Below are 5,897 nucleotides of genomic sequence, written 5' to 3'. Positions count from 1 at the left end.
CTGATCCGCGCTGGCCATGCCCTGAGCAAGACTGAGGGAGGTGCCGCATGATGGCCCGTCACGCTACCGCCGTTTCGGTGCGCCGCTCTGCTGCGATCGCCAAATCCCGCCCCTCTCCCGTTCTGGTCAGCAGCGCCAACAAGGCGCTGCGCAAGAAGATCGAGAACATGAAGTTCAACCTTGGCTCCCTTGAGTCGCTACTGAATAGCTGCGATGCTGGCTTTATTACCCGTGAGGGTTTCTTGAGTGAAGCCTCTCTGGTGCTGGCGGTGATCGCAGGTAGTGCGGGATCTGCGCAGCGCCTGGTTCGGGATGAGATCCTGCATGTTTCCACCCTGTCCGATGCGATTGCGGGTGAGTTCGTGGAGGTGCCAAGCGATGAGGAGTAAGCGTTTGACTGCGGAAGAGAGCCACGAGATGGCAGTGCTGGTTCATGAGATCGGGGTTAAGCAGGTGCTGGAGATGCTGCGTGAACATCAGCGGAAAGGGGTTGTGTTTACTCTTGATGCCGGAGAGAAGCCACGGCGCACCGTGCGTAAATATATGAAGTGGCCGCCTGATATTCGGGCCACCTTTGCCTTTATGATTTGCAGTGGAGAATACACTCAGGCTGATATGGTCAATTACGTCAATGACGAGCTGGATAAGCGCGGCCTGGGCGATGACCTGAAAGTATCGAAAAGCGCGATGCATCGGTTTGTGAAAAATATTGAAAGTAGTGCTGCAAGTGGTTAAGGTTATGACTCCTCTCCGGTGATTGGGCTCATCGGGTAAGGGCAGGGAAGATCCCCCAGTTTCACGACTGGGGGATTTTTTTATGCCTACCGTTATTAGGCGAAAACCGTCACCGCAACAAAGCAAGTCAACGTGACATAATTCAATTATTAACTTGTGCGATTGAGACGGCCCATGAAGGTAACTTATAGCAGTGTTGATTTTGCATCTAGAATTGATGTGCTGTGTTCAATTTTTGGTGTCGATGATTCATTGTCATTTTCACATGAAGTATTCTCATTGCTTATGAAGCGTTCTTATTCAGGGGCTGGTAAGAGTCGCTTTTTGAGTTATCTTTGTTTAAAAAAACAAATTATAAAAATTATTGGCGTTGGTAAGGTATTTCAGTTCCATCAAGAGTCAGAGGAAAGTAGTCGAGTTTTTTATAACTCAAGGCTTTACTATCGAATTGGCATGGCTTCACACTGCTTTGAGCAGTTTGACATTCCAGATTGTGAAGCTGTTATTTTGGCTGTGCTTTCTGAGTTCATTGGTGCTGGGGTTGTTTACGTGCCTGTTTTTAGACGTTTTCGCAATGAGTGGCTGCATCATGCGTTTGTTCATGAGAGGAAGAGATCGAGCCCGGCTAGAATTGCTAAGAAATATGGTCTTGGTGAACGGTATGTTCTGCGTTGTATTGCTGGGAGGTGGTCATGAAAATTGGTTATGATGAGCTATTGGCTGAGCCTGGTTTTTTTGATGCTTTTAAAGCTTCGCTCCCTAAAATAAAGGGGACTATTTTAGATGACATGTATTCATGCATTGGGGCGCAACTTAATAAACAAGGTGTGTTTAACGAGCGTATTCAAGCGTCGATGTTTATTGCCATGTGTGAAACGTTTGGTGGGACAGCAGTTTACATCCCATCAGGAGAGCGGATTAAACAAATTCTTCGTGACATTAAAATGCATAAAGAATTCAAGGGTGATAATACAGCGCAGCTCTCTGTGAAATATCGCCTTTCGGAAAGGGAGGTAAACGCAATTTTGGAAAGGCAAAGAGCATTGCAAAAAGACGCTCGTGATCATCTTGAGAGCATAGGTATTAATCATGCTTGAAATCAAAATCGATTCCGGTCTGGTGCTGGACGGCGAACTTTATGAGCAGCTGACCATGCATCCGCTGACTGACGAACAGAAAGGCGATCTGGGGCGGCACATTACCAAGAACGTGAGACGGATGATCCGAGCCGGTGAGATCAAGCCGTTGGGTGTCCATCATGCCAAGGCGCTGGAGTCGTTCTTCTACCTACGTGAGATCGCCGTTGCTTCCATCATCTCTATTGGTGACCGGTCAGGACCTTTCACCTGGGATGATGTGTGCTCCATGAATGCGGCGGACTGGTGGAGCGTTGTGGCGGCCTCTATGGCGTTGGATGAGGTCGCGCATGGGTGCGTGTCGGTTGTGAATCACTGATTCATTCTGGCGCGATTTAAAGCGGTTTTAAAGATGGTTATAGGTGGCTAAGCATGCCTTATGTAGCGTTGTGCAGTGAAATGCCTCAGGGCGCACCTGAATGGGTGCAGATCATGCCCAGTGGGCCAGAGATCAAGGGCCTCGATGGCCGCAAGTGGAATATGAAGGATCCGGCGAAGCTGATCGACATGTTCAAGAACATGGGGTTGCCGTTGGTTATCGACTATGAGCACGGCCAGGAACTCAAGGCACCGGAAGGTGAAGAGGCTCCGGCAGCAGGCTGGATCGAAGATCTGGAACTGCGTGATGGCGAGCTGTGGGCCAAGGTCAGCTGGACAGAACGAGCGGCCAAGGCCATCAACAGCCGAGAGTATCGCTTCTTGTCCCCGGCATTCGCTTACGACGCCAGTATGGAGATCCTGAGCTTGTCGAGTGTTGCCCTGACCAACAAGCCGAACCTGGTCATGACCGCCCTCAATAGCCGGGAGCAGGGCGGCAAGGGATGGGACGAGGTATCTGTTGCGCTGGGTGTGCAGGTCAAGAGCCCAGGTGATGTGATGGCCGCACTGAATCGCCGCGACGAAGTGGCGCTGAACCGGCAGGCCGAGGCCGCCGTTGACCAGGCAATTGCTGATGCCCGGTTCTGCCCTGCCCAGCGTGATTTTCTGATCGCAACCTGCCGAGAGCAGGGTGTCGACGCCTTCAAGGCATTTGCCGATCTGAACGGCGGATTCGCGGATCTGGTGGCACCGGTAAAGCTCGGCGCGCTGCCGGGTAAGTCACGCTTGAGCGATGCCCAACTTGCTGTGTGTCGCGCCGTTGGCGTGAGTGAAGAACAATTCTTGAACGTGAAGAAGGATAAGTGATATGCCTGCCCCGATCGATATCAATGCCGTAGTAACAGAATCCAGCACCGCCTTTGCCGCCCGCTTTAATGCTGGCATGGGCACCGCCAAACCTACCTATCAGCAGGTGGCAACCGTATTGCCATCCAATGCTGGTGCCACCGGTTATGGTTGGCTGGGTGACTTCCCCCGCCTCAAGGAGTGGATTGGTGATCGCCAGTTGAAAGAGCTGGAGAAGCACAAGTACACCATCATCAACAAACTGTTCGAGGCATCCGTAGGGGTCGCTCGGGTCGACTATGAAGATAACGACTATGGCCGTTATGGGATCATCTTCGAGCAGATGGGTTATGACGCCGCGGTGTACCCTGATGAGCATGTGTTCAACCTGCTCAAGAACGGTTTCACCGAGCTGTGCTATGACGGTCAGCCGTTCTTTGATGTCGATCATCCGCTGGAAACGACCCCGGCCACTGTCGCATCGAATGTCGTTGGTGATCCCGCCGCACTCGGTTCGCCCTGGTTCTTGCTGGATACCAGTCGCCCTATCAAGCCGCTGATTTGGCAGGAGCGGATTGCTCCGGCATTTACGGCGATGACCGAAGATGGCAACTCCGAAGTGTTCATGAAGGACAAGTATTACTTCGGTACTCGTGCCCGTGGTAATGCCGGATATTCGTTCTGGCAGATGGCCGTTGCCTGTAAAGAAGTGCTGGATGAAACCAACTTCGAAGCTGCCGTCGCCAAGATGATGAGCCTGAAAGATGGTGAGGGAAGTTCCCTCAAGATCCGGCCAACCTTACTGGTTGTCGATGTCAGCAATCGCGCCGCCGCCGAGAAGCTGCTCAAGCGCCGGACCCTCGATAATGGGGAAGATAACACCCATTACAACGAGGTTGAGTTGCTGGTCTCTCAAGACCTGTAATTGAGTGAAAAAGGCCAGCCGTTCGGCTGGTCTTTTTAATTGGGGGATATATGACTAAACAGCTTCGAACTGAAATAACGATTGATCTTGCTGGTAACCTTGCCCAGAAAGCAAAACAGTATGGTCAATCAATGAGTCAATTTGCCGAGAGTAATCGGCGGGCAATGGCAATGCTTGATCAAACAGTGAGGGCGGCCAGTCTCGGTATTGATTCGTTTGGCAATCGCGCGCTACTTGCTGGGGCTGCGGCTGCTTATGGTTTCAAGAAGGCGTTTGTTGATACGGCCGCCGAGTTTGAACGCTATCAGATCATGCTCAACAAACTGCAAGGTGGTCCTGAGGGCGGCGCCAAGGCAATGGAATGGATCAAGCAGTTCACCCAGGACACACCATACGCAGTCGATGAAGTGACCAATGCTTTCGTCAAGCTGAAAGCGTTTGGTCTCGACCCGATGAATGGAACGATGCAGGCTATTGCCGACCAGGCAGCCATGATGGGTGGAACTGCTGAAACGGTTGACGGGATCGCGCTGGCATTCGGTCAGGCATGGACGAAGGGAAAGCTGCAAGGTGAAGAGGCGCTTCAGCTGCTTGAACGTGGTGTGCCGGTCTGGGATTACCTGGTGAAGGCCAGTAAGGAACTCGGGCAGAACAATGGGTTCGGATATAGCGCCCAGCAGATCCAGGATATGGCCAGCAAGGGCCAGTTGACCAGGAAGGCGATCCAGGCACTTCTTGACCAGATGGGCAAGGCTTCCAAGGGCGCAGCCAGAGAGCAGATGAACACCTGGAACGGCATGATCTCCAACATGGGTGATCACTGGACGCTGTTCAAGAACGATGTGATGGAAAGCGGGGCCTTTGCCGTCCTCAAGTCCGAGTTGGGTGGCCTGCTTTCCCAACTGGATGAAATGAAAAAAACCGGTGAGTACGACAAGCTGGTTGAGGAGATAGGCGGCAATCTGGTTGATAGCTTCCACGCAGTGTCTGATGCGGCCAAAGAGGTCAAAAACGTTGGCCGTGAGCTGTTGCCAGTCCTGGATGGCATAGGGCGTGGCGCGAAGGCGATCAGTGATGCTGTTGGCGGTTATGAGAGTCTGGCGAAGATCCTTGCTTCGATCTACATCATCAACAAGGGTATTCGCATGGCGGCCCCATTGGCCCAAGGTGCGCTTGCAGTTGGCAAGGGTGTCTATACGGCCGGCTCTTGGGCCGCTGGCAAAATATCTGGCCGAAAGGGTGGGCGTCGTAGTGGCGGCTTTGGTGAACTGGATGGGATGGCTGAATCTTTTGCCAGTAGCCTGTATGGTGGCGCAATGCCCGTCTATGTCGTCAATATGCCTGGTGGGCCGCTCGGCCTTCCCCCTGGTGTAGATCTACCAAAAGGCAAAACGCCAAAGCCTATCGGGCTTCCCAATCCCAAGCCATCTATTACCCCCAAGAAGCTTGCATTGGCAGCCATGATGGCACCAGAGCTGCCTCTTGCCCTGCTTTATGCAGCAAGCGACTCTGAGCAAGCAAAGGCACTCAAGGCTGAACTTGATAGCGCCCAAGCCCAGAAGGCAACGCTTCCTCAGCAAAAGATGCTGAGTAACTCCGATGCTTATGCAATGTGGGCATCTGAGATGAGCACTGCCTCATCGAGCTCCTCTGCCAACCCTTATGCTCTGCTTGCTGCTGAGATGCAGAAGGATCTTTCAGGCGGCTACCAGGGGGGGCAAAATCCCGCTCAGTCAAGCTCATCACTTGATGTCACGGTCCACTATGATCGACCACCCACTGTCACTGTTCGTGAGAAGGCCCCAGGCATGCGCGTTAGCATAGATAATGGCCCCAGCCTCATGCCGTAATGATCTCCTTTTTTGCTAGTGAATTGATCACAACAATCAGTGATCAATTCACCCGCACTCAGTGATCATTTCAGTCGCGCGCGCACA

At 52.5% G+C, this 5,897-nt stretch carries 8 protein-coding genes; all 8 read left to right on the top strand.

Annotated features, from left to right (window positions below):
* Window positions 1–47 precede the first annotated feature (47 nt).
* The 8 genes from PG900_RS22855 (at window position 48) to PG900_RS22820 (ending at window position 5,810) form a co-directional block, all read left to right on the top strand.
* Complete coding sequence (locus PG900_RS22855) at window positions 48–389, top strand: hypothetical protein (RefSeq protein ID WP_270832359.1); 342 nt, start codon at window positions 48–50, stop codon at window positions 387–389.
* A gap of 4 nt (window positions 390–393) precedes the next feature.
* A complete protein-coding gene (locus PG900_RS22850; protein WP_270832358.1) occupies window positions 394–735 on the top strand; it encodes a DUF3486 family protein in 342 nt (113 codons plus the stop codon).
* Window positions 736–909: 174 nt separating this feature from the next.
* On the top strand, window positions 910–1,431 hold the full coding sequence (locus tag PG900_RS22845; RefSeq protein ID WP_270832357.1) for a hypothetical protein: 522 nt from the start codon (window positions 910–912) through the stop codon (window positions 1,429–1,431).
* The gene (locus PG900_RS22840; protein WP_270832356.1) at window positions 1,428–1,832 is read left to right on the top strand and encodes a Mor transcription activator family protein; all 405 of its coding nucleotides are present in this window, start codon (window positions 1,428–1,430) and stop codon (window positions 1,830–1,832) included. The genes PG900_RS22845 and PG900_RS22840 overlap by 4 nt, the downstream gene beginning before the upstream one ends.
* A complete protein-coding gene (locus PG900_RS22835) occupies window positions 1,825–2,190 on the top strand; it encodes a hypothetical protein (RefSeq protein ID WP_270832355.1) in 366 nt (121 codons plus the stop codon). Before PG900_RS22840 ends, PG900_RS22835 begins: the two co-directional genes overlap by 8 nt.
* Before the next feature lie 53 nt (window positions 2,191–2,243).
* Window positions 2,244–3,056, top strand: coding sequence for a phage protease (locus PG900_RS22830; protein ID WP_270832353.1), 813 nt, complete (start codon window positions 2,244–2,246; stop codon window positions 3,054–3,056).
* 1 nt (window position 3,057) lies between these two features.
* Window positions 3,058–3,960, top strand: coding sequence for a Mu-like prophage major head subunit gpT family protein (locus PG900_RS22825; RefSeq protein ID WP_270832352.1), 903 nt, complete (start codon window positions 3,058–3,060; stop codon window positions 3,958–3,960).
* 50 nt (window positions 3,961–4,010) lie between these two features.
* The gene (locus PG900_RS22820) at window positions 4,011–5,810 is read left to right on the top strand and encodes a tape measure protein (protein WP_270832351.1); all 1,800 of its coding nucleotides are present in this window, start codon (window positions 4,011–4,013) and stop codon (window positions 5,808–5,810) included.
* The last annotated feature ends 87 nt before the right edge of the window (window positions 5,811–5,897 follow it).

The organism is Aeromonas sp. QDB03, from assembly GCF_027707985.1.
GTDB lineage: Bacteria > Pseudomonadota > Gammaproteobacteria > Enterobacterales > Aeromonadaceae > Aeromonas > Aeromonas hydrophila.
The sequence above is the reverse complement of the archived record's forward strand: the minus strand, read 5'-3'. Positions and strand labels throughout refer to the sequence as shown.